The sequence below is a fragment of the Oceaniferula flava genome (genome assembly GCF_016811075.1).
Lineage (GTDB): Bacteria > Verrucomicrobiota > Verrucomicrobiia > Verrucomicrobiales > Akkermansiaceae > Oceaniferula > Oceaniferula flava.
Genome location: NZ_JAFBGL010000007.1, coordinates 229,695 through 255,843, shown reverse-complemented (window position 1 = coordinate 255,843; position 26,149 = coordinate 229,695). Strand labels below are relative to the sequence as shown.

The window sequence follows — 26,149 nt, the reverse complement described above, 5'->3', positions numbered from 1 at the left end:
ACAGTCTTTATGAAAATAGGAATGAACATGCATCTCTGGTCCACCAACGTGACCAGTGAGCACTTTGCCGATATTGAAAAACTCAAGGAAATCGGATACGACGGGATCGAGATCTTCCTCGCTGAGCCGGAGCGCGCGAACTACGAGGAGGTGGGTGCCTTTTTGAAATCCATCGACCTCGAAGTGAACGGCTGTCTTGGCCTGGGGGCCGAGCAGAACCCGATCTCCGAGGACGCCGCGGTGCGTCAGGCCGGGCTGGATAAGATCAAGGAGGCCATCGACAACATGCATGCCGCAGGAGGCAAAAACATCTGCGGGCCATTCCACTCTGCCTTCGCCACCTTCTCGCGCAATTCTCCCCAGGAAGAGGAATACAAGCGCAGTGCCGAGGTGCTGCATGCCGCCGCCGAACACGCAGCTCAGGCAGGCATCACGCTGACGCCTGAGGCGCTGAACCGATTCGAATGTTATCTGGTCAACACCATGGCGCAGCTGAAGAAGCTGGTGGACATGGTCGATCACCCGAACTTGCGCGGCATGTTCGATCCGCACCACGCGAACATCGAGGAGAAATCCTTCGCCGACGCCATCGAAACCATCGCGCCGGTGATGACTCACGTGCACATCAGTGAAAACGACCGGGGCACACCCGGCAGCGGCAACGTCGCCTGGGACGAGGTCTTCGGAAGCATTGCCAAGACCGGTTACGATGGCTGGTATTACATCGAGGCCTTCTCGCGCGACGACCTCGACTTTGCCAATGCCATCAACGTCTGGCGGGAGTTCAATCCACGCATGGACATCTGCCGCGACGGCTATGCCTTTACCAAGGCGATGATTGAAAAACACGCACTCTAACCCACAGACAACGATGAGATTTGGCAATGAATGTTACACCTGGTTCATGAAGGAATCAGGGGCTTACTGGGACAACCAGCTGGCGCACATGATCGAAGTCACCGCCAAGGCGGGCATGGAAGGGATCGAGCCGATTTTCCCATGGATGGGTGATCTGGCCGATGCCGATAAGCTGGAAGCCTGCCTGGATCAACACGGCATCGAGCTCGCTGCCATCGCCTTTGTGCAGGACTGGAATCATCCGGAGGAAACGGCGCAGGAAAAGGAAGACGCCGAGCGTGCGATCAAGCTGCTTAAGCGCTTCCCGGAGGCTGTGCTCTGCACCGTGCAGATGCCGACCGGTCGTCACGATCTCGAACAGCGCCGCCAGAACCTGGTCAATAATGTCAACGCCGTCTCCCGCCGCGCCGCGGATGCCGGCATCACCTGCAGTTTTCACCCGAACTCACCGGAGACCTCGATCAATCGCACCGAGGACGACTACTCGTTCATCATCGAGCGCCTGGACTCCACCGTCACCGGTTGGACCCCGGACGTCGGTCACATCATCAACGGCGGCATGGACCCGCTGACCAAGATGAAGGACTACTCGGAACTCATCAACCACGTGCACTACAAGGACTGGGACGGAAATCCCGAGTTCGCACTGATGGGCGAGGGCAAGGTGGATCTCGAGGGCGTGACGCAGTGGCTCTACGAGGAGGACTACGATGGCTGGATCATCTGCGAGGACGAAGCACCGCAAGCGGTCGATGATCCTGATGGTGTCACCTTGCACGATGGCAAGTGGATCGAAGAAACGCTCATGCCGCTTCTGGACTAACTGAAAAAGCTGATGCCTGACTTTGTAAACAACGGGTTCAAGATGCACTACGAGGTGCATGGTGAGGGCGAGCCGGTGCTCTGTATCATGGGCATTACCGCGCCGAATGCGGTGTGGGAAGAGCACGTCAAGGTGTGGAGCCAGTCGTTCCAATGCATCACGCTGGATAACCGCGGCGTCGGCGAGAGCGATCAGCCGGAAGGCGATTACACCTCCGCGATGATGGCCGATGACTGCGCGGCTCTGCTCGATGAAGTGGGCGTGGAAAAGGCTCACATTGTCGGCTGTTCGATGGGTAGCATCATTGGCCAGCAGCTCGCCTTGCGCCATCCGGAGAAGGTCAAGAGTTTGGTGCTGATGTGCTCCTGGGCACGATGTGACGCCTACGCCACCGCCACCTTCGAGCACATGAAGCAGTGCAAAGAGCATCTCTCGCCAGCCGCCTTCATGGAGTGGATTCAGCTGCTGATTTTCAACAAACGCAGCTGGGACGACCCGGAGGTTTACCAATCGATGTTAGAAGCCCGTCAGGATGCCGAGGAGGCGGAAAATCCGCAGCCGCTGCACGGACTGAAGGGACAGGCCGCGGCCTGCATTTCCCACAATACCTTGGACCAGCTGAAAGGCATCGAGCTGCCGGCCCTGGTGATTGGTGGCGAGGACGATATCTTCACGCCGCGATGGATGGCGGAGGAAATTCACGCCGAGCTGCCGAACAGCACGCTGCATCTCTACCCGCAGTCAGGTCACGCCTTCCACTGGGAGAACTTGGACGATTTCAATCAGCGCGTGGCTGACTTTATCTCTACGAACTGTTAGTCATGTCACACTACGCCATCGGTCTCGACTACGGGACGAACTCCTGCCGTTCGCTCATTGTGGATCTCAGCAATGGCCGTGAGCTTGGCTCCGTGGTCTATGCCTATCCATCCGGCGAGCAGGGGATTCTCACCGATCCCTCGGACCCCCACGTAGCACGCCAGAACCCGCAGGATTATCTCGATGGCTGCGTGCACATCATCCGCGGTGCCATCGAACAAGCGGTGGAAAATGACGCCAGTTTCTCCCCGGCAGACATCATCGCCATCGGCGTGGACACCACCGGGTCGACGGTTATTCCCGTCGATCAGTCCGGCACGCCACTCGCCCTAACAGAGAAGTGGCGGGATAACCTGAACGCCCACGTCTGGCTCTGGAAAGATCACACCGCCCACCAAGAAGCCGCGCGGATCACCGAGCTGGCAACGGAGATGCGGCCGGAGTATCTGGCGAAGTGCGGCGGCGTCTATTCCTCCGAATGGTGGTGGTCGAAAATCCTCCACCTGAAGAACATCGATGCCGAAGTCTTTGACGCCGCGTTTTCCTACGTCGAGCACTGCGATTGGATACCGGCGGTGCTGTCGGGAAATACCAAACCGTTAGAAATGAAACGCTCGATCTGCGCGGCCGGCCACAAGGCGATGTTCAATGCCGATTGGGGCGGACTGCCGGATGCCGACTTTCTCAATGCCCTCGACCCCGCGCTTGGCGACCTTCGCAGTCGGCTCTTCAGCGAAGCCCACGCCTCGGACAGCCTCGCCGGCACACTCTGCCCCGAGTGGGCGGAAAAGCTCGGCCTGCCGGAAGGCATTGGCATCGCGGTGGGCGCATTTGACTGCCACATGGGGGCAGTCGGTGCCGGGGTGAAAAAAGGAACTTTGGTGAAGGTCTTAGGAACCTCCACCTGCGACATCACTGTGGCCGATAAGGATGTGGCCGATGTGCCAGGCCTCTGCGGCCAAGTCGACTCGTCGGTCATTCCCGGCATGGTGGGCATCGAAGCCGGGCAGTCGGCTGTGGGTGATATCTTCCTCTGGCTGGCGAACAACCTCGTGCCGGACAGCTACGGTGCCGACCTCGGTGCCAAGTTCTCTGCCATGGAGGAAAAAATGAGCCAGCAGGCACCCGGAGCCAGCGGGCTGTTAGCGCTCGATTGGAACAACGGCAACCGCACCATCCTCACCGATGTGCGACTCAGCGGTCTGGTGCTGGGGCAAACCCTGCACACCCGCGCCGATGAAATTTACCGCGCCTACATCGAAGCCACCGCCTTCGGTGCGCTGACCATCATCAACCGCATGGAAGAGCATGGAGTGACCATTTCCGAGGTGGTGAACACCGGTGGGCTGTCACTGAAAAATGCCACCCTGATGCAGATTTACGCCGATGTCTTGGGCAGGCCGATGAAGGTCTCCCGCAGCGAGCAGACCTGCGCGCTCGGCGCCGCCATCCTCGCCGCTGCCGCCACAGGCCATGCCGATATCGCGACCCTGCAGCAGAACATCGTCAGCTACACCGACACCATTTACCGCCCGATCCCAGAGAACCAGAAAGTCTATCAGCAGCTATACGCTCTGTATAAAACGCTGCATGACGCCTTCGGCACGCAAGACTGGTCGGGCAATCTCGAACACGTCATGAAGGACCTCATCGATCTCCGCGAACAACAACGAAGCGCATGAAACAAGAGCTCAAACAACAAGTGGTGGAAGCCAACCAGCGATTGGTCAGCTCCGGTCTCGTCGCCCTGACCTGGGGCAATGTCAGCGCCATCGACCGCGAGTCAGGCCTGGTCGCCATCAAACCCAGCGGCGTGGATTATGCCGCGCTGACGCCTGAAAATTTGGTGGTGGTGAACCTCGCCGGCGAAGTGGTGGAGGGAGACCTCCGGCCATCGTCTGACACCAAAACCCACCTCGAGCTCTACCGCAGTTTTCCGAACATCGGTGCCGTGGTTCACACCCATAGCTCCTGCGCCACCGCCTTTTCCCAGGCCGGCGTGGCGCTGCCATGTCTCGGCACCACCCACGCTGATCACTTCTACGGCGATGTCCCCGTTGCCCGAGCGCTCACGCCCGAGGAGGTGGAGAGCGATTACGAACACGCCACCGGAGTCAGCATTGTGGAGCTGTTTCAGCAGCAAAACCTGAACCCGTTAGAAATGCCCGCCGTCTTGCTCAAGCACCACGCTCCCTTCACCTGGGGCAAGGATCCGGTCAAGGCCGTGGACAACAGCATCGCCCTGGAAATGTGCGCCAAGATGGCCTTGATGACCTGGCAACTCCAGCCGGACGCCGGCGAAATGCCACGCCACATCCTGGAAAAACACTACCAGCGTAAACACGGCAAGGACGCCTACTACGGGCAAAATTGAGGGATTTGATATCTCAGCCTATGAGCACAAGTGACTCCTCACCGGGTCGCTTTTTTTGTGGCTGGAAACATCAATCGGACTCGATGTCGAGGTCTGGGATGTGGCCGAAGGAGATCCGCATCGGGGCGTTTTCCATCGCGCCGTGGGAGCCTCCGAGGTAGAGCGATTGCCTACCGAACTTGCCGACGATTTGATCCATCGCCGCAGTGACCGCCTGTTTTTTGATCGGATCCGTCGCCTCCGGATCGGGGGTTTCATCTTCCTCTTCCATCAGGGTGGAAAACAGGGAAGGGGTATGGTTTCCCGCATGGGTGAGTCGACCTAACACCATGGAGATTTTCAACAGCGATTCGGCATGATGCGGGCGCATGCGCCAGAGCTGGCTGGCGATGCGTGCCAGCGACAAGGCGTCATCGGTGGCCTCGATCTTGACCTCCTCCACCCAGTGACCGCCGCGCAGATACTGCAGGGAGAGCTGAAAGCTGCGCGCCAGCATGCCGTGGCTGCGCAGTCGTTGCCCGGCCTTCTGGGTGAGTTTGTGTAGAATCGTCAGCGCTGGATCGGGCGCGCGTTTGTCCGGTGGCAGCACGTGGCTGTGGCCAATGCTGCGACGCGTGGTCTCAGAGTCCGGCACCTCGTGACCACGGAGTTGGAGCCAGAGCCGATCCCCCTCGATGCCGCCCCAGGCGGTGTGCAGTCGGTGCCGATCCAGCTGGCAGAGACTGCGCACATCGTGGATGCCGTGGGCATGCAGGCGCAGTTCCATGCCGCGTCCCAAGCCGTGCAGATCGCGCAGATCGAGCTCGTAGAGGATTTCCGGCAGGTCGCTGGCGTGGATCACTAACAGCCCGTTCGGCTTGCGCATTTTCGAGGCCATCTTGGCGAGCCAGCGGTTCGGTGCCACGCCGATCGAGCCGTTGATCCACGGACCGACTTGCCCGAGAATGGCGGCCTTGATGTTGGCGGCGATCTTGAGCACGGTCTCGGTTTCCCGTAGGTTGTAGGGCAGCCAGCACCACATCTCATCGATGGAGAGCACGGCCTCGACGTGGATGCAGCTTTCCACCGCGGCGACGAGGCGGTGGTGCAGCTCGACATAGCGCGCCGGTTGCGCCTCGACAATCTGGATGCCGGGGCAGAGCTTGCGGGCATCGCTGACGCGGGTGCCGGTTTTGATTCCGTGTGCCTTCGCCTCGTAACTGGCGGCAATGCAGCAAGAGCTCTCCGCCAGCACCGGCGCCACGCCCACCGGCAGGCCGCGAAGCTGCGGGTTCATGTGCTGCTCCGCCGAGGCGAAGTAGGCATCGAAATCAACAAATAGTGCGCTCAAATCCATATACGTTCACATGAACAGTATTGGTAAATGAGGCAGCTAGCAAGTGAAAATGCTGAGTGGATATCTGGGGATGCCCCCAGGCGGGTGTGATTTTCCCCCGCGGGGAGGTGGCTGGTCAGCTTGCGCGCTTGTTTCGGTGACTATCCCAAGCGCTTAATAGCGGGGAATCAGCAGGCTTTTGCCGATTCTGAGATTGGTGCCTTTCAAGCCGTTGGCGCGCTGGATGGCGGTGACGCTGGTGCCGTATTTGCGTGAGAGACCGTAGAGGGTGTCGCCTTTTTTGATCACGTGACGGATCGGTGGTTTGCTCTTGGGTTTGGTGCGAGCCACCGGTTTCGGTTTTGGCTTGGGTTTGGAAACAACCGCCGGTCTGGGGCGCGGTGTGGGGGTCGGGCGAGAGGTGCCAACGGGTGGGCGTGGCTGATACGTGGGGCGTGAGGCGGCGGCAGGACTTGGGGTGACATTGGAGGCAATGACCGGAGGGGCCACGGCGGGTGTGGTCGGTTTCTTGGTCTCCGTTTTCGCCACGGCGGACTCCCTGACGCTGGAGCTACGCCACCAGCGGCCTTTACTTTTGTCATCGGCCCATTTTTCGACGTAATTACCCCGACTGTCGAAGGGGCCAACGCCCGGGTTGAAGCCGCGGTTGGATCGGTTCTCAGAGACACTGCCGCCACCACTGCTGCCGCAGCTGTTGAGTAACAAGGGAAGCAGGGCCGTGGCGGCCATCGCTAAAATCACAGATCCTTTCATGCGCGGCAGTATGTCACACGGGTGGTGCTTGGCAAAAACTTAGTGTCATGATGCACAGATTTTCCACTTCCTGCGGAGGATCTGGTGAGGATTTACCCATTCTTAACAAAAGAACACGAGACTGCAGCCAGCGTGGATGGTTTATAAATGATGATGAAAACAGCAATGATCAAATTCACCGCCGTGCTGGCATTGACCGGTGCGGCATGTGCCCAAGGGCCGAGACCGATGGATCTGGGGGCGAGTCAGCAGGAAATGGGAAGCTCCGGCGTGATGTGGTATGCCACCTGGGATACGGCAGTGGCCGAGGCAAAACGCAGCCAGCGCCCGATCTTCTTCATGGCCGCCGCCGCGCAGTGCGATGGCATTTCCGGCGTGTTCTGACCGGGCTACTCGAAAACGCAGAACAGTTTGTTCGCAACCCAAGCATTTATCGCCGCCTCCCGCGCCTTCGTCTGTGTGCGCATTGAGTCATTCGAGAGCAAGGAGAACCAGGACATGGTGCGCAAGTTCCTCAATGGTCGCTTTGAAAATACCGCCTTCTGTGTGCTGGCACCCGATGGGAAAACGCAGCTCTCACGCACTGGCAGAAGTCCGCAGATGGGCTTCGGCATCCGTGGTCGGCCTGAGGCTGGCGGTGCCGAGGAGAAGGCACAAAATGCTGCCGTGCTGGCCGCCATGACCAAGATTGCCAAGCAATACCCGGCCAAAGCCAGTGCCGAACATGCCGTGGTGGAAGATTTCAATAGCTTCAAGCAGGGGCTGAATATCAGCTCGGGCGATCAGCGCTTGTTCGTCTTCACCGTGGCTCCTCTGAAGCAGCGCGAGGCACTGAAGAAAAGCATGCAAAAGGTCGCCAACCACAAGGAAGTCATCGGGAAATACCACTTCGATTTTGCCGACAAGGTGGACGCCGAGTGGAGCAAGGTGATCGAGGGCGACAAAAACAAAACCGGCATCTTCATCATCCAGTCCGGCGAGTTCGGGCAGACCGGCAAGGTGCTCGCCGAGCTTCCCTTGGACACGAAGGCGGAGAAAATCAGAGCGGCCTTAGGCAAGGCGAACCAGGCCTTTGCCTCCTCGGAAAAACGCAAGGTCTACGCCACTCACGTGCGCAAGGGGCGGGCCGAGGGGGTGAAGTATGAGGACAACATGCCCTGGGGCGAAGACCGCGACGGTGACGGAAAAATCGACGAGCGCCCGCAACGGAGAAGGCGCTAATCGATGGAAGCTTCAAGATAATGGCGATCGTGAATGCGCGGTCGCCATTATTTTTTGTGTCCGCCCGGCTTCAGCGAGAGAATGGCGTCCACCATCTGGCTGACCTGCTCTTCGTTGTATTGGGGGTTCGGTGGCATCGGGACTTTGCCCCAGGCGCCGACGCCGCCTTTCATGACCTTCTGCGTCAGTAAATCAGCGGCGTTTTCTTTGTCGCGATAGAGATCGGCGACATCGGAGTAGCTCGGACCGACGGACTTTTCCTGCGTCTGGTGGCAGGACAGGCAGGTCGACTTCGCCAGCAGCTGGGTGCCGGGGTGGTCTTTCTTGAGACCTTCGAGTCGAGGGTCCAGGCCATCGTTTTTCACCACCTGATCACCGGCCTTGGTGAAGGTGACACGCTTGAGTTTGCCGTTCTTGCCGTTGTACCATTTCGAGCCGTATTCCAGCACATACATGCTGCCATCCGGGCCGAGTTCGACATCTGACGGGTGGATGAATTTCTTGCTGTGCAGCCAGTCTTCCTTCCACTCCATGTTGCCCTCCTTGTCCAGCTTGGTGAGCTGCATCCGGCCGTTGTTCCAATCGTAGGTGATCAGGCAGCCGTCGAGTCCGCGGGGCAGTTTTGCGGCGGAGTTGCTGAAGTCATCGTAGTAATACACCGGGCCGGCGCAGTAGCAGGACCGTGGCTGGAACCACAGCGGCTCTTGGGCGGCCGGCAGGGTTTTCAGTCCGGTGTTCAGGCGGGATTCGTTTTCCGGCGCGGTGGCGATGAATTTGTCGCCGGTCTTCTTGCTTTCAAAATCGTAGCGCGCGTAAGCCTGGTTATCGGCGACGAAGTAGGGCCAGCCGAAGTTGCCGGGTTCCTTCGCTTGGTTGATCTCACAGTAACCGCGTGGACCACGGCTGGTATTCTTGCGGGCATCCGGGCCGACTTCGCCCCAGTAGAGGTAGTCGGTGCGCTGGTCGACGCCGATCCGCCACGGGTTCCGACAGCCCATCGCGTAGATTTCCGGCCGTGTCTTGGCAGTGCCTTTGGCAAAGAGGTTACCGGACGGGATGCTGTAGCCACCGTTGGCGGTCGGGCGGATGCGTAGCACCTTGCCGCGCAGGTCGTTGCTGTTGCTGGCGCTGCGTTGGGAGTTTTCGTGTTCGTGTCCCTTGCGCTCGTCGAGCGGTGGGTAACCTTTGGCGGGGAATGGCGCGGCGTTGTCGCCGGTGGAGAGGAAGAGATTGCCTTTGCTGTCGAAAGCCAACGATCCGCCTTCGTGGCAGACGCCTTCTTTACGCGACTGGGGGATTTCCAGCATCCGCTTTTCGTCCTTCACCTTGCCCTGGCTGAAGGTGAAGCGCGACAGGCGGTGCACCTCGGGGCTTTTCGGTGAGTAATACACGTAGAACCATCCGTTTTTCATGAAATTGGGATCGGCGGTGATGCCGAGCAAGCCGGTCTCACGCGAGGTGCCTTTCTTGGTTTTCACCGAGACCTCGAACTTCTTGATTTCCTTGGTCTCACCGGTCTTCGGAGAATACCATTTCAGCGCTCCGGTCCGCTCGGCAATAAAGACATCACCGGTCGGCAGCACGGTGATCTCCATGGCGTCCACCAGGCCCTCAACCAGGGTTTCGACTTTGAAAAATTCATCTTTCGGAACGGAGGGGGCGCAGATCCCCTTGATCGACAGGGCGAGAGCAAGAGCTAAGTGTGGGATTTTCATAAAGTTACCCAAGCAGCCTAACGGAGGTTCCGCCGGCTGAGAACTCAAGTTTGTGACATGGAAACTTCCTTTGAAACCGAGAGGAAGAGAGCTTGGCAAGCTCTCGGCTGGCCCCGTGTGCGCATCACGCGGCCAGGCATGCCCTACTTCGCCAGCAGCTCGTTGAAGGCGGCTTCGTCGAGCACGGCGACGCCGAGGTCCTCGGCCTTGGTGCGCTTGGAGCCGGCTTTTTCACCGGCCAAGAGGTAGTCGGTTTTGCCGGAGATGGAGCCGGAGACCTTGCCTCCCTCGGCCTCGATGATCTTTTTGAACTCGGGGCGAGGTTTCGACAGGGTGCCGGTGATGACGAAGGTTTTGCCCGCGATGGCGGAGTCGGCGTGCTCCAGCGCGGATTTCTCCGGATCGTAGTTATCCGACGTGGGATTGAGTCCGTGCGCTTGCAGTTTTTCAATCACCAGCTTGCCGCCTTCGCTATGGAAAAAGGCGGTGATGTGTTGGGCGGAAACGGGGCCGAGCTCGGACTCGATCTGATACTTGGCCAGGCGCGGATGGTTTTCCTTTTTACGTTTGGAAACAGAGAGTTCTTCGAAGTCAGGGAGCTCGGCGAGGTCTTGCAGGATCGGCGAGCTGGCAACTTCGCGGAGGTCCTTGTGCAGTCGGGCAATCTCGCGCGCGGCCGATTCCCCAATGTGCGGAATCCCCATGGCGTAGATCCAGCGCGAGAGCGGTGCCTTGCGCGCATCGTTCAGCGAGCTGGTGATGAGGGCGGCTTTTTTCTCACCGAGACGGCGCGGTTTGCTATCGCCGAATTCGAGTTTGGCGGGGTCTAACAAAAGGTCGGCCAACGAGTCGGCTTCGAGGTCGAAAAGGTCGAGCGTGGTGCTGACGATTTGGTTTTCCACCAGCTTCTCTGCCACCGCAGTTCCCAGTCCATCGATGTCCAGCGCCTTGCGTGAGGCGAAGTGTTTGATGCGGGTGACCGCTTGCGCCGGGCAGGCGAAGTTGACACAGCGCCAAGCGACAAATCCCTCCTCCTGCTCGATCGGTCCGTGGCAGGACGGGCACTGGCCGTCGACGTAATCGTAGAGAGAGAACGGCTTGCTGTCGGCGGCGCGTTTGGCGGTGATGACCTTGACCACGGCGGGGATGATTTCGCCGGCTTTTTCGATGATGACGGTGTCGCCCAGGCGGATGTCCTTGCGATCGATCTCGTCCTGATTGTGCAGGGTGGCGCGGGAAACCGTGGTGCCGGAGACAAAGACCGGTTCGAGCTCGGCCACGGGGGTGAGCACGCCGGTCCGCCCGACCTGAACGGTGACTGACTTCAGCAGGGTCTCTTTTTGCTCCGGCAGAAACTTGTAGGCACAGGCCCACTTCGGGTGCTTCGAGGTGGCACCGAGCTGGGCGTGCAGGGCGAGATCATCCACCTTGATCACCGCGCCATCGGTGGCGTAGGGGAAGTCGTGGCGATCCTGATCGAGCTTCTGAATGCACTCTAACAATTCATCCATGGTCGACGGCTGGTGGAACCAATGCGTGCTCTTCAGGCCGTATTCTTTGAGGGTCTTTTGGAACTCGCTGACGCTGCTGTAGGGCGCGTCCTCGACCAGGCCGTAGGAGTGGAAAATGCAGTCGAGCGGTCGGCTGGCGACCAGTTTGGGATCGAGCTGCTTGAGGGTGCCGGCGGTGGCGTTGCGTGGATTGACAAAGGCAGGCTCGCCATTTTCATCGCGCTGCTGGTTCAGTTTGGCAAAGGCGGCGTTCGGCATGAACACCTCACCGCGAACCTCGAAGAGGGCGGGAGCGCCGGCGGGCAGACGCAGGGGGATCGATTGAATCGTCTTAATATTCTGAGTGATATCGTCGCCGGTGGCACCATCGCCGCGGGTGACCGCGTAGTCCAACACCCCATCGCGGTAAACGCAGGAAACGGCAACGCCATCGATCTTGGGTTCGATGGTGAGACGGACATCGGAGTGGCCGAGCGATCGCTGAAAGCGCTTGAACCACTCGCGCAAATTCTCGGCCCGGGTGGCCGCAGGCTTGGTGGCTTGCAGCTCCTCCAGCTCTTCCGGTTTCAGCTCGTGAATATCCTCGATGGAAAGCATCGGCACCAGGTGCTGGCGCTGCTCAAATCCTTCCAAGGGAGCGCCGCCCACACGCTGGGTCGGAGAGTCCGGCTTCGCCAGGGACGGGTGCTCTTTCTCCAGTTGCTTCAGCTCGCCCATCAGGGCATCATACTCGGCATCCGAGATTTCCGGCTCGGCTTCTTGGTAGTAGAGCTGGTTATGGTGCTCCAGCTGACGAGTCAGCTCTGCGATGCGCTTGTCTGGCGCTGGTTGTGAAAAGAGATCGTCCATGGAGAGAAAAAGGTCGTCTAGGTCTTATCAGTCCTATGATTTAGTCGAGAAACTTCCCAGGGTTTAGAATGTTCGTAGGGTCTAAGGCTTTCTTAACCGCAAGGTGGGTTTGGATAGAAACCTCCCCCAGTGCTTGGCGAATCCAGGGTTTCTTGGCCAGGCCGATGCCGTGCTCGCCGGAGATGACGCCGCCATTTTCGATGACCCAGGTGAATAGTCGGTCCAGCGCGGCGTCGGCGACTTTTTTGGTCGCTGGATCCGCATAGTTGTCGACCATGATGTTGGTGTGGATGTTGCCATCGCCGGCGTGGCCGAAACAGGCGACCGGGATGCCGGTGTCCGCCTGCAGCTGCTGGGCGAAGTTCACCAGATCGACCAATTTGGAACGTGGCACCACGATGTCTTCGTTGAGCTTGGTCAGGCCGGTGTGTTTCAGGGAGTAGGAAAAGTCACGGCGGAGCTGCCAGATGCGTTCGCAGGAGGGTTCGTCCGGTGCGGTATCGATCCGTAGGGCTTGGTGCTCCAGCAGGAAATCGTGCAGGGCCGGCAGCTCGCGGGCGACGGTCTCGACGTTGCCATCGATCTCGATCATCAGGTAGGCGTCACCGGGCGGTAATTTATCGGCTCCGAGATAATCGCGGGCGGCGGCCATGGTGAAGCCGTCGGTGATTTCCAGCGCGGAAGGAAGGGTGCCGGAGTCGAGAATGGCCTGCACGGCGGCAGCGGCGGCGGTGAAATCGGGGAACGAGGCACCGAGCATGGCGCGGGTCTGCGGGTGCGGGATCAGTCGCACGGTGATCTCGGTGACGATGCCTAACATGCCTTCGCAGCCGACGATCAAAGAGGTCAGGTCAAAGCCGGTGGAGTTCTTGTGACAGCGACCGCCGGTTTTCAAAATCTCACCTGACGCCAGCACCACGGTGAGGCCGAGCACATACTGCTTAGTGACGCCGTATTTCAGGCAGCGCGGGCCGCCGGCGTTGGTAGCGATGTTACCGCCGATGCTGCACTCCTTGAGCGATGCCGGATCGGGCGGGTAATACCAGCCGTGTTCGCGGACGGCATTTTGCAGCTCGCCGGTGATGACTCCCGGCTGGGTGACGCAGACTCCGTCGGACGGATTGATTTCCAAAATCCGATTCATCCGCATCACGGAGAGCAGGATACCGCCGTGGACCGGCACGCAGCCGCCGGTGTGACCGGTGCCGGCAGCGCGGGTGTAGACCGGGATCTTATTTTCAGAAGCAAACTTCATCACCGCCACCACGTCCTCGGTGGACTCGGCGAAGACGACGACGTCCGGGAGCGCGGAGGCATGCCACTTGTCGGTGCCGTGTTCGGCCCGAACCTCATCGGCGGTGGAAATCTGATCGGCGCGTAGAAGCGTGCCGAGGCGGGTGCTTAGCTCATGACTGGTCACGTGGATTTTTTAACCACGGACGCGACGGAATACACGGAAGATTTTAGAGAAATCAGCGAACTAGCGCCGACGTCTGAGCAGTAAGCCCATGGCACCGAGGCCGAGCAGGGTGATGCTGGATGGTTCCGGCACAGGATACTGGCTGAAAACAATGCCACTGACGCTGCCGCTGGAGTTGTCGAACTTGATGTCCACTTGGCTCAGTTTCTCACCCGTGCTGAGGGAGAGTTCGGGCAGAGAGTTGATGAAATTGTCGCCACCAACGATGCTGGCATCATATCGGGGGTTGGTGGGATCAGTGAAATCGGAAAAGCTGTATGTCTCAATGGTGCCATTGATGCCGTAGAGGGTGGTGGAATAGCTCAGGCCGTCCTCTTCAAAGTCCGCAAGGGTGACGCTGAAGTAGTGGTAGTCGAAGAGGTTTTCGTTGATGTCGAAGGAGATGGTGCCGCCGCTGGCGTTATCGTCCGGATTGTAGTTGCTCGCAGAAGTGATTTGGTTTTCCCCAGAGCCATAGGTTGGAGCGCTGGCTAGGGCGGCATTTTCCTGAATGATTAGCAGGCCGCCGGCATTGTAGTCGGTGCCCAGGTTACCACCATCCCAGCCGGTGGGGTTGCCCGCGCTTGAGAGGCGTTCGAGATCATTGTCCGCACCATCGATCTTGTCTCCATTGATGCCACCGAGTTCAGAATCGTAGACGATGCCGATGTTCTGGCCGCCATTGACGCTGATGGTGATACCGAGCGGTGCGTATTGCTCATCAATGACTGTGCCGTGCGCGTAGCTGAAATCCAGGTTCGCAACACTCTGAGCCAACAGACAAGGCGCAGAGATAAGTGCAAGCAGTAAGGGTAAGGTGTGTGTGGACATGCAGGCGCACAATTATGTAAAAGTTAATTATTGTCAATAATTCCTGATATTCAAGCTCTTCAAATGTAACCTTAATGTAACTGTTTGGTGGTTTTTTATAAAAAATCACCTATCTCATGACGACCCTTGTCCGGGTTTTGTTTAGCGCAATAGCAGCGGCTCGAGCCAGAGCCCCCAGTCTTGCCCGGTGCCATCGCCACTGTCATCGGTGATGAGTTCAATTTGCTTCACGCCACTGAGATCGATGGAGAATTTAGGATTCTGGCCTGCTTTCACGGTTTTGGACTGCCAGACGACCTTGCCATCGGCTTTGATGAAGAATTTCACCGAGCCTCCCATGCCTGCGGCCAGACCACAGGTTCCGGTGAGCTTTTTCCATCGACCATCGAGAGAGTAAGTATGCCTGGCGGGGGCGTGAGCGTAGATTCCGTGCTCGTAGATCTGGTTACCCGAGTTCAGCAGGACATCGGCATTGGGGAGGCGATTGTAGGTGGGGTGGAAATAGCCGACCTTGGCTGCTGTGGGGGTGGTATCGGCGAGTGGGATATGGGTGAGATCATGGGCGATCTTGTCCGGCGTGCTGTGGCGCTGGTGTTTCCCGAGTAGGCGCTGGGCGATTTTGGCGAGTTTCTGGTCTTCGCCACGGCTGAGTCGTTCGAGCTGCTGGGTGACCTCGGCCTGATTCCGCTGCTGCATGGCTTGTTTGACCGCGGCGAAGTGTGTGATCTGATGCAGGGTGCTGAGATCCGGCTGTCCGTCTTTTCCCACGGTGTAAGGGTAGGTGTAGGGGCTGTGGCTACCGATGTGCGAGGTGGCATCGCCATTGGCGTAGAGAATGATCAGTCGGAGCGAGGCGGATTTGCCCGCTTTGAGATCGGTGCAATTGAGCGTGAAGTGGCCGTGGCTGTCTGGCACGGCAGTGGCGGTGGTGGCATCGTAGTTGCTGCCGCCGGATGGATCGGTGTAGGCGATCACACCGTGAACCGGCGGGCTGTCAGCTGCGGTTACGACTTTTCCACTGATGGCGATGGCGCGGTCTTTGGCAGTGAATTGAAGCTCTTCCAGGTGGGCTTTCCCCGGCAGGTGCATGCCTTTGATCGAGCCGGTGAACATCGGGTGTGAGGCGCAGCGAAGGGCGCTGGCGAGGGTGAGGAAAGACGGTTGGCCCTCGCCGCGAAGATCGCGCCCGAAGGTGCGGTTGCCATTTCCCATCAGGGCGATGCCATGCGCTGCACGCTCGTCGGCACGCTCGCAGTTGTGGGGTAGTCCAAGTGCGTGGCCCAGCTCGTGAGCGACACCGCCAACGAAGATCGAGTTGTATTTCCCAACAGAGATCTTGCCGTATTGGCCATCGTGGATGATGGGGGATTTTTTAGCGAGTAAATCGGAATCCAGCAGGGCGGAATCCACCTGCCAGGCGGTTCCTCGTCGATGATCACCACCCGCGTAATACGGGCTGTTCTGGCTCATGCGCAGCTTTTTAGAGTCCCAGTTCGACATGTTGCAGAAGATGACAACGGTCTCCTGGTCCGCATAGATGCCGGCTTTTTCCAGCGTCGGCAGGCATTCCTTGCGGATGCGTTGACCATCTGCGGGGCCATAGTCGGCGTAAGGTTTGGGGGCTTTGATGAGGTGGATTTTCAGCAGCTTGTCATCCTCATAGGTGAGGTTCACCGTCTGGGCACCGAAGCCAATGGTGTTCATTTCCTGCGCGTAGAATTTCTGCACCGACTCCATTACCCTGGTCAGGCGCTCGCGATATTGCGGTGCCGGTTCGCGGTCGGCCGGGGTCCAGTAAACGATGTGCAGGATGCGTTCGGCATCGGTGGGTTCACCTTTCTGCCACGACTCGATGATGCTTCTGGCCTCAGCGGCTTGATTTGCGGCGAGGTCTTTGGGGGGAGTGGCTGCGGGCAGTAGCGATGTGCCGAGAATGGAAGCAGTGAAAATCAGAGACAACTTCATATGAGAAACCTATACGTCGCGGCTAAGCCTGGCGTATCACGGAAATGGCTTCAGCCATGTCTGGGGCTTTGAAGGTGGAGGATCCGGCGACAAAGACATTGGCTCCGGCGGCGGCCGCGACAGGAGCGGTGCTGGCATCCACGCCGCCATCCACTTCGATGTGGTAGGCCAGGCCGTGCTCGTCACGATAGCTGGCAGCGGATTCCACTTTCTCCATCATCTCATGCATAAACGACTGCCCACCGAAACCGGGCACGACGGTCATGACCAGAAGCATGTCGATTTGGTCGAGATAAGGCAGGGTATCGATGAATGGCGTGGCGGGATTGATCGCCAGACCAGCCTTGCAGCCTGCTTCGCGGATGCGTTTCAGGGTTTCAGCCACATCGTGTTCAGCTTCGAGGTGCACGGTGATCATATCCGCTCCGGCTTCGACAAAGCGTGAGAGGAAGTGATCGGGACGGGAAATCATCAGGTGCACGTCGAGGAAGACGTCATTGGTATCATGGATAGCCTGAATGATGGCGGGACCGAAGGAAATGTTATCGACGAAGTGTCCGTCCATGACATCGAGATGCATCCAGTCGGCACCCGAGTGAATAGCACGGGTGGTTTCTTCTTTGACCCGACCAAAATCGGCGGCGAGCAAGGACGGGGCGATGATTCGATCGGTGGGGAGCCATTTCTTCATACGAGTGAGATTGAAGTATTCGGTTTGAAGTTTGAAGTTTTATTGTCAGATTACTGACGTGAGCGACGATTTAATGGTGGATTTTCAGACCGATGGCTTTTTCATGCAGCAGGCGCTGCGCGAAGCCAGGAAGGCCTATGCGGCACAGGAAGTGCCAATTGGTGCGGTGATCGTGAAGGACGAAAAAATCATCGCGCGGGCGTGGAATCAGGTCGAGACGCTGAAGGATGCCACGGCGCATGCCGAAATGCTGGCATTGACGGCGGCGCAAAATGCCATCGGCGATTGGCGACTGGAGGGCTGCACTCTCTATGTCACCAAGGAGCCCTGCCCCATGTGCGCCGGCGCGATTGTGCACTGTCGGCCCGATCGCGTGGTCTACGGTCTGCCCGACCCCAAAGGTGGCGCGGCCGGGGGCTGGATCAATTTGCTCGAATCCAACCCGCCGCTGAACCACCGCTGCGACACCGAGGTCGGGGTGATGCAGGATGAATGTCTGGCACTGCTGCAGAGCTTCTTCCGCGAAGCCCGTGAACGGAAGAAGGAGGAAAAACGTCTACGCCGCCTGGAAGAGCAGGCTTAGAAGAACATTTGCGTCCAGTGGCGGTTGTGTCGGCCCATGCCGATGACCTTCCAATTTGGGCGGAACAAGTTGCGGTGGTGGCCCGGTGAGTAAAACCAGGCTTTGTTCGCCGCCAGTGGGCTTTCGTTGCCCATGTAGATGTTTTCGCCATTGCCGCGGGTGCCGAAATTCTTGGCGCGGTCGCCTGGTGTGCGTTTGCCTTTCACTGGTGACATGTGGGCGAAGAAGTTGTGCGTCTCCATGTCCTTCGAGTGATCGCGACCGGTCTCGCAGAGTTTGGGATCGATCTCCAAGGCGGTGTAGCCGGCGAGCAGGCGCATGAGGTTGGCATCAGCCACACCAATGCGCTCGGCTTCCGGGACTTTCTTTCGTTTTGCCACCTTGAAGTTGCTTTCCATGACCTTGAGGCCTTTGCGGTCGAGTCCTGAGATTGAGCGGGTCACCGACTGCTCGGCCTCCTTGAGTTCGGCCATCGAGCTGGTGGTGCTGGGGATGATGGCGGCTTTGATCAGGGCGTCACGCAGGCCGGCGATGGCGACCAGGGTGCGGCGCTTCTTCTTATTTTCGGCATCGGTGGTGGCGAGCACGTCGGCAGTTTTAGGGAGCAAGATCTTACGCAGTTCGTTCAAGATCGGCATGCCGCGCTTTTTCAACACCGTTTTCATCGGCCCGTCTTCGAGATCTTTCATGGCGGCCAGTTCCTCGCGCAGCTCGCGGACGTATTTTTTCTGATCGGATGACTTGCTGGAGGAGTCCTTGGCAAGTCGGCTGAAGTCGGAGATCCAGGAGTCGCGCATACGAGGCCAGATTTTGTCGATTTTCTTAAAGAGCGCATTGACCTCGTTGATCGGAAGATCGTCCACCGAATCGTAGATTTCATCGAAGTCGCCTTCGCCATCGACCTTCTCTTTCAGCGCAGCCATGACTTCGTCCCCTGTGGACATGGCGTGAAGCGGAGAAATAAGCAGCAGTGGCAGGAATAGGAAATGGATGAGTGGACGTAATTTCATAGGCAAAAAGAAAGGTTAGATAATTCTCTCCGCCCACTTAAGCGACGCCCATGCCAAGATGCATGCAAAAAAAAGGAGAGCCACGCGGGCCCTCCTTAATGGGGTGATTATGTAGTTCAGGCTTATTTAGCGGCAAATGCGGACGCTGCCATGAGGTCCTCTGATCGTGATGCCGCGGTGGCTACTGTGACCACGGTGGGAATAGTGGTGACGTGTGCTGTGACTGCGGTGCGAATAATGACTGCGACAATTGTGCACAACAGGCACACTGTAGTAGCGATACACTGGGCGGCGGTGGCAATCGTAGGAAACGATGACGCGACGGGTGTAGGTGGCGCAGCCGCAAGAGCTGTGACCGCTGCGGTAGGTGTAACTACTTCCAGTATGGCCGTGACCAGGACGGGCTTCAACTTTTTCCGGTAGGGCGACAAGTCCTACGAAGATAGTGGCGAGGGTAGCGAGTATTGTTTTCATAACGTGTTGTTTTTGGTGTTCGCATACTTCGACTCCTGGCCATCGGGATTTATTCAGAAAAAATCTTAACGAATAATTAACGCCAGCTGAATAAAGGTTAACAGATCAGCTCATTTCAAGCAGCACCTTGCCGTTACGCCGACTCTCTTGGGCGCGTGTAAGGGCGCTTTGGATATCGGTCAATGGGTAGCGACTATCAATGTCTTGGACGATTTTTCCCTCCACAATCCATTGCGCTAGCTGCTGATAAACTCCCTCGACCATGCCGGGCTCTTGTTCCTTGATCCATTCCGACATCCAGTAGCCGTGAAGCTCGATTCGTTTGAAAATCAGGAACTTGTTAGGCACCTTGAGACTCTTCATGCTCATGGCTCCGTAGGTGACGTGGGTGCCACGCTCGCCGAGGGCGTCCATTAGGCGTAGTGCGCTATCTCCGCCGACGGCATTTAAAGCCAGGGCGGGAGGTGCGTCCTGGGTGACTTCCTTGACGTGGGCGATCGATTCGGCATTGTCTAACAACACAAGGTCGGCGCCGAGGTCCATCAGTCCGTCAACCAGCTCTTTGCGGCGAACCAAGTTGATGGTGCGCAGACCAAGAAGTTTGGCAATTTGGATTACACAAGTGCCCACACCTGAGTTCGCGGCATTCTGGATCACCCAGCTATTTTTCGGAAGGTTGCGGAACTGGGTAAGCATCGACCACGCGGTGAGGGGATTCACCTTGAGCATGGCGGCCTGATCCATGGGCGTCTCGGCAGGGATCTTCAATGCATTTTCAGCAGGGCACACCATCTCCTCGGACCAGGATCCGACACCGCGAATGAAGATGACTTTGTCGCCTTCGCTAAATCGGTCCGAGCGCGATTCTAACACCTCGCCTGCGCCTTCGATACCAGGAGTGCACGGTAATTCAGGACGGATGCCGTAGTTCCCTTGGATGAAATTGATATCGGCGGGGTTGATGGGCGCGGCGACCATGCGGACACGGATCTGGCCATCGGTGAGGGCGTAGGGGATGTGCTCCTCGAGCTCGATGACATCGTTGGCGCGGCCGAAGCTTTGGTAGGTGGATCGGATCATAGAAAGTTGTAGGAAATGGATTAAGGGAACAGACCGCGGGTCGCTTTGACTTTGGCGACTTCATGGACACCGAGGGCGAGCGCGGCGACGCGGTGAGACATCTGATTGGTCTCTGCGAAGTGCATGACATTTTCAAATGCTTTTTCTAACATCGTCTCCAGCTTACTGAGCACCTCCTGCTCGCTCCACTGGTAGTGTTGCAGGTTCTGCACCCACTCGAAGTAAGAAACGGTGACACCGCCGGCGTTGCAAAGTACATCGGGGATGAGGAAAATATCGCCGCGTTCCTCGAGGATGGTATCGGCCTCTGGCGTGGTGGGGCCGTTGGCGGCTTCGGCCAGCACGCGGCATTGCAGCTTGCCGGCATTGTCGGCATGGATCACCTGCTCGAGAGCGGCCGGCACCAGTGCATCGCAGGGCTGGGTCAGCATTTCTTCCGGGTCGATGGCATCCGCGCCAGGGAAATCTTTGACGCCGTGGGTCTTGGCGACATGTTCGGTCAGTTGATTGATATCAATGCCCTTCGGGTTCCAAATCGCGCCGGTAATGTCTGAGATCCCGGTGATGGTGACGCCGTAGCGTGCGAGGGTGTAGGCAGCATGCGCACCGACGTTGCCAAAGCCCTGGATGATGGCCGTGGCCTTGGTGTCCTCAATGCCAAGTTTGTAAAATGCGCGTGAAATCGTGAATGCCACGCCGTGCCCTGTGGCCTGCGTTCTTCCCTCGGACCCTAACAATTCGACCGGCTTGCCGGTGACGATGCTGGGAACGAGGTGGCCAGCATGGGTGGAGTAGACATCGGTGATCCAGGCCATGGTCTGGGCGTTGGTGCCCATGTCCGGAGCCATGACATCGGTCTCCGGGCCAATGAAGGGCAGCATCTCGGTGGTGAAACGGCGGGTCATGTTTTCCAGCTCGCGGGTGCTCATCGATCTGGGATCACAGGCGATGCCACCTTTACCGCCACCGTAGGGCAGTCCCATGAGGGCGCATTTCCAGTTCATCCACATGGCGAGGGCGGCAACTTCACCGATGGATACGTTCGGGTGAAAGCGGAGACCTCCCTTGACCGGGCCACGTGACAGGTGGTGTTGCACCCGGTAGCCAAAGAAGACTTCGGTGTCGCCATTGTCGCGTTGCACCGGCACCGTCACGGTGATCAGGCGCTTCGGCCACTTGCATCGTTCTCTAACCGATTGGTCGAGATCCAGGTAGTCGGCGGCGCGGTCGAACTGGGTGGATGCCATTTGAAAGATATCGTTGGCCATGAGGTCATTTTGCATAGTTCTATGTAGGTGGGGGTGGGTGGTTTGACAAGTTAGCTTTGCCATTCTCCATGCACATCGCGGGGATGGGGAGTTGCAAGATGGCGGGGAGAGGTTAGAGAGAAGGGCATATGGCCGACTATCTCCCCATCATTGGTTCCAGCCTCGCCTGGATCGTCACTGTCTGCTTGCTGATTTCAGGCTTCATCGGGACCTTGGTGCCATTTTTGCCAGGGCATCTGATCATTTTCCTCGCTGCCGTAGGCCACTGGCTGATGCTGCGTGAGGATTCCGGCGTCGAGTGGTGGACCTTTGCCGTGCTTGCGTTGCTGCTGATTGTGTCCCAGGTGCTCGAATTTCTCAGTGGAGCGATGGGGACACGCTGGTTCGGCGGTAGTCGCTGGGGTGCTGCGGGCGCACTGATTGGTGGGATTGTGGGGATGTTCTTCATGCCCTTCGGCCTGATTCTCGGACCACTGATCGGAGCGATGCTGTTTGAGTTTTCCTTTGCCAAGAAGGAGGTTCGGGAATCGACCGTGTCGGGCGTCGGCTCCGTGCTCGGCACCGTGGCCGGTCTGATCGTGAAAGTCATCGTCGGGGTGATGATGATCGTCTGGTTCGTCGTCGATGTGTTCTGGATCTCCGCTGCTTAGGCTGGCGTCCGGGACACAAAAAAACCGGAGAGGTTGCCCTCTCCGGTTGCTTGAATGTTTAGGTGAACGTCAGAGTCTTACTCAGCGTTGATAACCTCTGGAGTTTCGTCACCCCAGACAGAGTCGTCACCGGTGTCGAACAGAGTGTTACCGGAAGGAAGCTTGGCTTCGAAGGTTTTGCTCAGACGCAGAGTCTGCACGGAACCGTCAATACGAAGAACAACTGCCTTACCACCGTATGGATCTTCCTTGAACTTGCTGGTGCTGTCCATAGGAGCCATCAGGATTGGGATACCGGAGTTACCGCTGGTGGACTGGTCTTTCACGTAGGAGAAACCACACTCACCTGCTTCCAGGGTCTTGCCTTTGGTGTTGTAAACGTTATCTGGCTTTTTGTTGGTGTCAGAAACGGAACCGGATTTGGCGTAGAAGATCTCTTCAGACTGGACGTAGCCACCTGCGAGGAACTGGCCAAGGTAGTCGTTAGAGTAAGTTCCGGTGTAGCCGTTCAGGTCGACATCCGCAGCAGCGGTGTCGTCACTTGGGAATCCGCCGAAGTCATCATCGAACTCAACCATCAGCAGGAAGATCTGCTTGGCGTTGTTGGTAGCCGTTGTCATGTCGGCTTTCTTCTTCTGTTTCATGATGACGGGAGTCGCCATGGCTGCGAGTGCCGCGATAATGGCAATCACAACGAGAAGCTCCACCAGAGTGAAGCCCTTGCTCATATGTTTTTTAGTTAGTTTCATTTACTTATTTTGGTTATGTTTTGTTTTTTATGTATCAGTTAGCCGAGACACAGCGACACCGCATAACGATAACTGATACTGCAAGTTAACGCTCTGAGACGCCTTCGCAAGATAAAAAAGGGTCAGAAGGGGGAATTTGCTGTTACGGACGTTTGAAGCTGTCAGCTAAGCTTTTAAGGTCGGTTAAGGATGCCTGGTCCGCGTCCAGAATGGCTTGTTTCTGCAGCGCGGTGATCTCTTTCACACCCTTGCGCGCGAGGCTGAGCATGGCTGCCATTTGTTCGTCGGTGAAAACCGCTTCTTCACCACTTCCCTGCATTTCCACGAACTCGAGGTCCTCGGTCATGACGACGTTGAAATCGACGCTGGCGTCCTTATCCTCCGGGTAATCGAGATCAAGAATGGCGGTGTCCTGATAAATCCCAGCGCTGATGCCGGTGATCAGTTTTTTCATGGGGAAGGTTTTGATTTTGCCATCGGCCATGAGTTTGTTCAGGGCGATGGCGATGGCGACGCAGCCACCGGTCACCGAGGCGGTGCGGGTGCCGCCGTCGGCCTGTAGCACATCACAATCGAGCCAGATCGTGCGGGGGCCGAGTTTTTTCAGATCGACCACTGCCCGCAGCGATCTTCCGATCAGGCGCTGGATCTCGGACGAGCGACCATCGAGGCGGCCGGTGGAGATGTCGCGCTGTTTGCGATCGAGGGTGGAGTAGGGGAGCATATTGTACTCGGCGGTGAGCCAGCCACCGCCAACTTTTTGATACTTCATCCAGCGTGGCACATCCTCCTGCACGGTGGCTGCGCAGATGACGCGGGTGTTTCCAAATGAGACTAACACGGAACCGGTGGCATTGGGGGCGATACCGGATTGGAAGGAAATGGGGCGGAGTTGGTCGAATTCACGGCCGTCGGGTCTAATCATAGATGAACTTTCCAGTTTGAAGTTCAATCTTTCAAGTATATAAGAACGGCGCGCATGGGAGAATCGCTGCAAGAACTGGAACAATGGGGCACCGATGTCATCTTCGGCAGGGCTCGTGGTTTCAGGGCGACTATGATGCGCCTCTTTCTTTGGATGCTCTCCGGGATTTATCGCGCCGGAGTGGCCTTTCGCCTCAGTCGTTTCCGCCGGGGCGCGGTCGATCAGCAATATCTCGGCACCCAGGTGATCAGCATCGGAAATATTACCGTGGGTGGCACGGGCAAGACGCCCGTGGTGGAGCTGTTTGCCCGCACGTTACGTGAGCGCGGTCGGAAGCCCGCCATTCTCAGCCGTGGTTATAAAAGTAAAAAGCTGCCCGAGCCCCAGGAGTGGATTGCCAAGGAAAGTGGCGAGCTGATCCCGGACGATGAAATGCCCAAGGTGGTCAGCGACGGTGGCGCACCCCGACTCAAGGTCGCCCACGCCGGCGATGAGCCATGGATGCTGGCGAAGAATCTTCCCGGCGTATCCGTGGTGGTCGATAAAAACCGGGTCAAGGGAGGCAGCTTCGCCGTGCGCGAGCTGGAAAGCGATATTCTAATCCTCGATGACGGCCTGCAATACCTCAATCTGGCGCACTCGATCGATGTGGTTCTGGTGGATCAAAATGCCCCTTTCGGCACCGGCCAGATGCTGCCGCGCGGCACCCTGCGCGAGCCGGCAAAGAATCTCTGCCGCGCCGACTATATCTTCATCACCAAGTGCGATGGCAGCTCGAACGAAGAGCTGATCCGCAAGATTCGCCGACACAACCGCCATGCGGAAATTATCGAGTGCACCCACGGGCCGCAGCATTTGGAGAACTTGTTCACCGGCGAGCGTGTGCCGCTGGATTTCCTCGATCAGAAATACGTCGCCGCCATTTCCGGCATCGCGGTGCCGGAGAGCTTCGAGAAGATCCTAAGAAACCTGGGCGCCCGGGTGGAATTCCACCGCGTGTTCTCCGATCACCACTCGTTCAATCAAAAGGACATCGATAACTTCATGAACCGCTGCATGCAGCGCGACATCGAGATGATTGTCACCACGGAAAAAGACGCCGTCCGCTTTATGAAACCCACCGAGCTCGATGTGCCGGTCTATTTCCTCCGCATCGAGGTGGATATCCTCAAAGGGCAGGAGGTTTGGGAGCGGATTGTCGATCGGATTTGCGGAGAAAAAGCCGCCATCGACCCGCTGTTACTGCGCGCCATGGCGAGTTGAGCCTCTGATTCGCCTCCTCACGGCTGAACCATCTGCAGCACTTCCTCAGGGGATGCTCCGCGCTCCCTGAGTGTCTGAATGCTGAGCGCCTTGTCTCTTTTTGCCAATCGTTTGCCTTCGGCGTCGAGGATCAGGCGGTGGTGATGGTAGATCGGTTCCGGCAGGCCCAGCAGCTCCTGCAGCAGGCGATGCACATGGGTCGATGCCAGCAGATCCTCGCCGCGGGTGACATCGCTGATTTCCTGCATCGCATCGTCCACCACCACGGCGATGTGGTAGGAGGTGGCGATGTCCTTGCGGGCGAGAATGACATCTCCCAGCAGGGATGGATCGACGTCGATCTTGCCTTGGATCCGATCGGTAAAGCTCAGTGGTCCGGTCTGTTCCGCGGCAGCCATCGTGTCGAGTCGCCAGCAGTGCGGCTCGCCAGCGTCGATTCGGTGCTGGCGCTGCTCCGGGCTGAGATTCCGACAGGTGCCTGGGTAGAGAGGCCCTTCCGGTCCCTGCGGAGCGCCGTCCATGGCTTGGATTTCCTCCTGAATCTCGCGGCGGGTGCAGAAGCAGGGGTAGACGACGCCGCGCGCTTTAAGCAAGTTGATCGCCATGGCGTAGTCGGTCAGGCGATCGGTCTGGCGCAGTGGGGTTCCGTCCCATTGAATCCCTAACCACGCTAGATCGCGTTCGATATCCAAGTAGTATTCATCGCGCACGCGGGTGCCATCGATGTCTTCGTAACGGAGTAAAAAAGCACCGCCCTGTGAGTGAGCCAGATCACGGGCGAACATCGCCGCATAGGCGTGGCCGAGGTGGAGGAGGCCAGTGGGTGATGGTGCAAAGCGGGTGGTCATAGTTCATTTCTAAGCAAGCCGGCGGTGGTGAAAAAGCACCAAAAGGGAGACGACAATATTTTATAATGCAAAAAACTTGCATTAGCGGCCTGTG

At 58.1% G+C, this 26,149-nt stretch carries 25 protein-coding genes; 10 read left to right on the top strand and 15 right to left on the bottom strand.

Annotated elements, in window-relative coordinates; all coding sequences use genetic code 11:
- The first annotated feature begins 27 nt into the window (after positions 1 to 27).
- The 5 genes from JO972_RS12075 to JO972_RS12055 are packed head-to-tail and all read left to right on the top strand — an operon-like array spanning position 28 to position 4,874.
- A complete protein-coding gene (locus JO972_RS12075) occupies positions 28 to 858 on the top strand; it encodes a sugar phosphate isomerase/epimerase family protein (RefSeq protein WP_309490311.1) in 831 nt (276 codons plus the stop codon).
- A 46-nt stretch (positions 859 to 904) separates the two neighbouring features.
- Positions 905 to 1,681 (top strand): sugar phosphate isomerase/epimerase family protein, encoded by a 777-nt coding sequence (locus JO972_RS12070; protein WP_309490310.1) that lies wholly within the window; start codon positions 905 to 907, stop codon positions 1,679 to 1,681.
- Between the two features lie 12 nt (positions 1,682 to 1,693).
- Positions 1,694 to 2,500 (top strand): alpha/beta fold hydrolase, encoded by an 807-nt coding sequence (locus tag JO972_RS12065; protein ID WP_309490309.1) that lies wholly within the window; start codon positions 1,694 to 1,696, stop codon positions 2,498 to 2,500.
- A 2-nt stretch (positions 2,501 to 2,502) separates the two neighbouring features.
- Positions 2,503 to 4,182, top strand: a complete 1,680-nt coding sequence (locus JO972_RS12060) for a ribulokinase (protein WP_309490308.1) — start codon at positions 2,503 to 2,505, stop codon at positions 4,180 to 4,182.
- Entirely contained in the window at positions 4,179 to 4,874 is a 696-nt protein-coding gene (locus tag JO972_RS12055; RefSeq protein WP_309490307.1) for an L-ribulose-5-phosphate 4-epimerase, read from the top strand. The genes JO972_RS12060 and JO972_RS12055 overlap by 4 nt, the downstream gene beginning before the upstream one ends.
- Positions 4,875 to 4,944: 70 nt before the next feature.
- On the opposite strand, the gene JO972_RS12050 is transcribed toward JO972_RS12055, so the two are convergent.
- Positions 4,945 to 6,210: a DNA polymerase Y family protein gene (locus JO972_RS12050; RefSeq protein ID WP_309490306.1), complete on the bottom strand. Its 1,266-nt coding sequence runs from the start codon at positions 6,208 to 6,210 to the stop codon at positions 4,945 to 4,947.
- 153 nt (positions 6,211 to 6,363) lie between these two features.
- Positions 6,364 to 6,963: a LysM peptidoglycan-binding domain-containing protein gene (locus tag JO972_RS12045; protein ID WP_309490305.1), complete on the bottom strand. Its 600-nt coding sequence runs from the start codon at positions 6,961 to 6,963 to the stop codon at positions 6,364 to 6,366.
- 165 nt (positions 6,964 to 7,128) lie between these two features.
- Between JO972_RS12045 and JO972_RS12040 the strand changes: the two genes are divergently transcribed.
- Together JO972_RS12040 and JO972_RS12035 are read left to right on the top strand one after the other, a co-directional pair.
- A complete protein-coding gene (locus JO972_RS12040; RefSeq protein WP_309490304.1) occupies positions 7,129 to 7,347 on the top strand; it encodes a thioredoxin domain-containing protein in 219 nt (72 codons plus the stop codon).
- A gap of 27 nt (positions 7,348 to 7,374) precedes the next feature.
- Positions 7,375 to 8,184, top strand: coding sequence for a hypothetical protein (locus tag JO972_RS12035; protein WP_309490303.1), 810 nt, complete (start codon positions 7,375 to 7,377; stop codon positions 8,182 to 8,184).
- Positions 8,185 to 8,231: 47 nt separating this feature from the next.
- Here the strand turns inward: JO972_RS12035 and JO972_RS12030 are convergent, their stop codons facing one another.
- From JO972_RS12030 to rpe, 6 genes are all read right to left on the bottom strand, one after another.
- Positions 8,232 to 9,899 (bottom strand): PQQ-dependent sugar dehydrogenase, encoded by a 1,668-nt coding sequence (locus JO972_RS12030; protein WP_309490302.1) that lies wholly within the window; start codon positions 9,897 to 9,899, stop codon positions 8,232 to 8,234.
- Positions 9,900 to 10,042: 143 nt separating this feature from the next.
- On the bottom strand, positions 10,043 to 12,259 hold the full coding sequence (ligA, locus tag JO972_RS12025; protein WP_309490301.1) for an NAD-dependent DNA ligase LigA: 2,217 nt from the start codon (positions 12,257 to 12,259) through the stop codon (positions 10,043 to 10,045).
- A gap of 40 nt (positions 12,260 to 12,299) precedes the next feature.
- Positions 12,300 to 13,679, bottom strand: coding sequence for an FAD-binding oxidoreductase (locus JO972_RS12020; protein WP_309490300.1), 1,380 nt, complete (start codon positions 13,677 to 13,679; stop codon positions 12,300 to 12,302).
- Positions 13,680 to 13,739: 60 nt separating this feature from the next.
- Positions 13,740 to 14,549, bottom strand: coding sequence for a PEP-CTERM sorting domain-containing protein (locus JO972_RS12015; RefSeq protein ID WP_309490299.1), 810 nt, complete (start codon positions 14,547 to 14,549; stop codon positions 13,740 to 13,742).
- A 141-nt stretch (positions 14,550 to 14,690) separates the two neighbouring features.
- A complete protein-coding gene (locus JO972_RS12010) occupies positions 14,691 to 16,514 on the bottom strand; it encodes an NPCBM/NEW2 domain-containing protein (protein WP_309490298.1) in 1,824 nt (607 codons plus the stop codon).
- Between the two features lie 22 nt (positions 16,515 to 16,536).
- A complete protein-coding gene (gene rpe / locus JO972_RS12005; protein WP_309490297.1) occupies positions 16,537 to 17,205 on the bottom strand; it encodes a ribulose-phosphate 3-epimerase in 669 nt (222 codons plus the stop codon).
- Positions 17,206 to 17,278: 73 nt separating this feature from the next.
- Here rpe and tadA point away from each other — a divergent pair, with 73 nt between their 5' ends.
- Positions 17,279 to 17,788 (top strand): tRNA adenosine(34) deaminase TadA, encoded by a 510-nt coding sequence (gene tadA / locus JO972_RS12000; RefSeq protein ID WP_343221587.1) that lies wholly within the window; start codon positions 17,279 to 17,281, stop codon positions 17,786 to 17,788.
- Here tadA and JO972_RS11995 read toward each other — a convergent pair.
- The 4 genes from JO972_RS11995 to JO972_RS11980 form a co-directional block, all read right to left on the bottom strand.
- Positions 17,785 to 18,798 carry a CAP domain-containing protein gene (locus tag JO972_RS11995; protein WP_309490295.1) on the bottom strand — a complete coding sequence of 338 codons (1,014 nt, stop codon included), beginning with the start codon at positions 18,796 to 18,798 and terminating at the stop codon, positions 17,785 to 17,787. The genes tadA and JO972_RS11995 overlap by 4 nt on opposite strands.
- A 126-nt stretch (positions 18,799 to 18,924) precedes the next feature.
- Positions 18,925 to 19,272, bottom strand: coding sequence for a hypothetical protein (locus JO972_RS11990; RefSeq protein WP_309490294.1), 348 nt, complete (start codon positions 19,270 to 19,272; stop codon positions 18,925 to 18,927).
- Between the two features lie 105 nt (positions 19,273 to 19,377).
- On the bottom strand, positions 19,378 to 20,352 hold the full coding sequence (locus tag JO972_RS11985; protein ID WP_309490293.1) for an MDR family NADPH-dependent oxidoreductase: 975 nt from the start codon (positions 20,350 to 20,352) through the stop codon (positions 19,378 to 19,380).
- Between the two features lie 20 nt (positions 20,353 to 20,372).
- Positions 20,373 to 21,620, bottom strand: a complete 1,248-nt coding sequence (locus JO972_RS11980; protein WP_309490292.1) for a Glu/Leu/Phe/Val family dehydrogenase — start codon at positions 21,618 to 21,620, stop codon at positions 20,373 to 20,375.
- 128 nt (positions 21,621 to 21,748) lie between these two features.
- Here JO972_RS11980 and JO972_RS11975 point away from each other — a divergent pair, with 128 nt between their 5' ends.
- A complete protein-coding gene (locus tag JO972_RS11975; protein WP_309490291.1) occupies positions 21,749 to 22,270 on the top strand; it encodes a DUF456 domain-containing protein in 522 nt (173 codons plus the stop codon).
- A gap of 77 nt (positions 22,271 to 22,347) precedes the next feature.
- Here the strand turns inward: JO972_RS11975 and JO972_RS11970 are convergent, their stop codons facing one another.
- Positions 22,348 to 23,019, bottom strand: coding sequence for a type II secretion system protein (locus JO972_RS11970; RefSeq protein WP_309490290.1), 672 nt, complete (start codon positions 23,017 to 23,019; stop codon positions 22,348 to 22,350).
- Positions 23,020 to 23,161: 142 nt separating this feature from the next.
- Complete coding sequence (gene rph / locus JO972_RS11965; RefSeq protein ID WP_309490289.1) at positions 23,162 to 23,944, bottom strand: ribonuclease PH; 783 nt, start codon at positions 23,942 to 23,944, stop codon at positions 23,162 to 23,164.
- A gap of 54 nt (positions 23,945 to 23,998) precedes the next feature.
- Here rph and lpxK point away from each other — a divergent pair, with 54 nt between their 5' ends.
- Entirely contained in the window at positions 23,999 to 25,207 is a 1,209-nt protein-coding gene (lpxK, locus tag JO972_RS11960; RefSeq protein WP_309490288.1) for a tetraacyldisaccharide 4'-kinase, read from the top strand.
- Between the two features lie 17 nt (positions 25,208 to 25,224).
- On the opposite strand, the gene gluQRS is transcribed toward lpxK, so the two are convergent.
- Positions 25,225 to 26,055, bottom strand: a complete 831-nt coding sequence (gluQRS, locus tag JO972_RS11955) for a tRNA glutamyl-Q(34) synthetase GluQRS (RefSeq protein ID WP_309490287.1) — start codon at positions 26,053 to 26,055, stop codon at positions 25,225 to 25,227.
- Positions 26,056 to 26,149 lie beyond the last annotated feature (94 nt).

Coding starts and splice junctions, on each gene's coding strand:
- tadA (WP_343221587.1), top strand. CDS start 17,279: ATGGTGGATTTTCAGACCGATGGCTTTTTCATGCAGCAGGCGCTGCGC.
- JO972_RS11995 (WP_309490295.1), bottom strand. CDS start 18,798: ATGAAATTACGTCCACTCATCCATTTCCTATTCCTGCCACTGCTGCTT.
- JO972_RS12010 (WP_309490298.1), bottom strand. CDS start 16,514: ATGAAGTTGTCTCTGATTTTCACTGCTTCCATTCTCGGCACATCGCTA.
- JO972_RS12075 (WP_309490311.1), top strand. CDS start 28: ATGCATCTCTGGTCCACCAACGTGACCAGTGAGCACTTTGCCGATATT.
- lpxK (WP_309490288.1), top strand. CDS start 23,999: ATGGGAGAATCGCTGCAAGAACTGGAACAATGGGGCACCGATGTCATC.
- JO972_RS11985 (WP_309490293.1), bottom strand. CDS start 20,352: ATGATCCGATCCACCTACCAAAGCTTCGGCCGCGCCAACGATGTCATC.
- gluQRS (WP_309490287.1), bottom strand. CDS start 26,055: ATGACCACCCGCTTTGCACCATCACCCACTGGCCTCCTCCACCTCGGC.
- JO972_RS12050 (WP_309490306.1), bottom strand. CDS start 6,210: ATGGATTTGAGCGCACTATTTGTTGATTTCGATGCCTACTTCGCCTCG.
- JO972_RS12045 (WP_309490305.1), bottom strand. CDS start 6,963: ATGAAAGGATCTGTGATTTTAGCGATGGCCGCCACGGCCCTGCTTCCC.
- JO972_RS11970 (WP_309490290.1), bottom strand. CDS start 23,019: ATGAAACTAACTAAAAAACATATGAGCAAGGGCTTCACTCTGGTGGAG.
- JO972_RS12030 (WP_309490302.1), bottom strand. CDS start 9,899: ATGAAAATCCCACACTTAGCTCTTGCTCTCGCCCTGTCGATCAAGGGG.
- JO972_RS12015 (WP_309490299.1), bottom strand. CDS start 14,549: ATGTCCACACACACCTTACCCTTACTGCTTGCACTTATCTCTGCGCCT.
- JO972_RS11975 (WP_309490291.1), top strand. CDS start 21,749: ATGGCCGACTATCTCCCCATCATTGGTTCCAGCCTCGCCTGGATCGTC.
- ligA (WP_309490301.1), bottom strand. CDS start 12,259: ATGGACGATCTCTTTTCACAACCAGCGCCAGACAAGCGCATCGCAGAG.
- JO972_RS12070 (WP_309490310.1), top strand. CDS start 905: ATGAAGGAATCAGGGGCTTACTGGGACAACCAGCTGGCGCACATGATC.
- rph (WP_309490289.1), bottom strand. CDS start 23,944: ATGATTAGACCCGACGGCCGTGAATTCGACCAACTCCGCCCCATTTCC.
- JO972_RS12065 (WP_309490309.1), top strand. CDS start 1,694: ATGCCTGACTTTGTAAACAACGGGTTCAAGATGCACTACGAGGTGCAT.
- rpe (WP_309490297.1), bottom strand. CDS start 17,205: ATGAAGAAATGGCTCCCCACCGATCGAATCATCGCCCCGTCCTTGCTC.
- JO972_RS11980 (WP_309490292.1), bottom strand. CDS start 21,620: ATGGCCAACGATATCTTTCAAATGGCATCCACCCAGTTCGACCGCGCC.
- JO972_RS12060 (WP_309490308.1), top strand. CDS start 2,503: ATGTCACACTACGCCATCGGTCTCGACTACGGGACGAACTCCTGCCGT.
- JO972_RS12055 (WP_309490307.1), top strand. CDS start 4,179: ATGAAACAAGAGCTCAAACAACAAGTGGTGGAAGCCAACCAGCGATTG.
- JO972_RS12040 (WP_309490304.1), top strand. CDS start 7,129: ATGATCAAATTCACCGCCGTGCTGGCATTGACCGGTGCGGCATGTGCC.
- JO972_RS11990 (WP_309490294.1), bottom strand. CDS start 19,272: ATGAAAACAATACTCGCTACCCTCGCCACTATCTTCGTAGGACTTGTC.